Origin of the sequence: Serratia sp. 506_PEND, assembly GCF_001076875.1 — a bacterium.
GTDB lineage: Bacteria > Pseudomonadota > Gammaproteobacteria > Enterobacterales > Enterobacteriaceae > Serratia > Serratia marcescens.
The window spans coordinates 1-742 of sequence record NZ_JVEL01000265.1; the positions used below are offsets into that span (position 1 = coordinate 1).

Annotated in this window: 2 protein-coding genes; both read right to left on the reverse strand. The window is 53.5% G+C overall.

From position 1 onward, the window contains the following. Positions 1 to 488, reverse strand: a 488-nt coding sequence (locus ADK28_RS29860; protein WP_239686221.1) for a terminase large subunit domain-containing protein, incomplete at its 3' end; no start/stop codon positions are given. Further along, the coding region (locus ADK28_RS06870; protein ID WP_048795259.1) for a phage terminase small subunit P27 family at positions 439 to 742 on the reverse strand (304 nt) is incomplete at its 5' end. The genes ADK28_RS06870 and ADK28_RS29860, both read right to left, overlap by 50 nt.

Sequence of the window (742 nt, forward strand, 5' to 3'; positions counted from 1 at the left end):
GCATCACGAAACAAGATCATCGCCTGGTCTTTTTTCGTGGCGGCTGCATAGACTTCAGCGCGCGGCTCTTTGTCTGCAACCAGACAGTAGAGGCCAATCCCTGCGGATAATGGCGACTTGCCGGAGCCTTTACCAGATTCGATATATGCCGTTCTGAATCGACGCGTGCCGTTTGCTTTTTTCCAGCCAAACAGTGAGCCAACAACAAATGCCTGCCACCCAAGAAGGACGAAAGGCGCACCCTCATGTTCGCCGCCGTTCAACTTCAGCACCTTGGCAAAGAAGTCAACCACACGGGCAACAGCATCAACATCCCAATACAGCCCCCGGCTTTCACCTTCGGCTAAATCATTAAGGTGACGTTTGCAGGCGTTTCGGATATCAGGCCCGGCAATAATTCGCCCTTCGGTAACGTCCAGCGCATATTGCGTGACTGGATCAGGTGCCGAAGAATTCGGCGAGCGGGTCTTCTTCTTTCTCTCCACCATTTACTTTCACCTTTGACCTGGCGGCAGGCGTCAGACCAAACTCCACCAAATAACTTTTGAAGCGGCGATCGGCATCTGCCAGCATGGCAACAGCAGGGTTAGCCTTAATCAAAAAGCCCCCCTCCGTTTGAACTGTATACGTTCGGCCCTCGTCGGCGATCGTGTTGCGCAGTTGCAATATGTCGGCGTAAATATCGCAGAGCCGCTCAAGCGCAAAAGTATCGGCAACGGTCAGAACGCCCATGCCGTCCAAC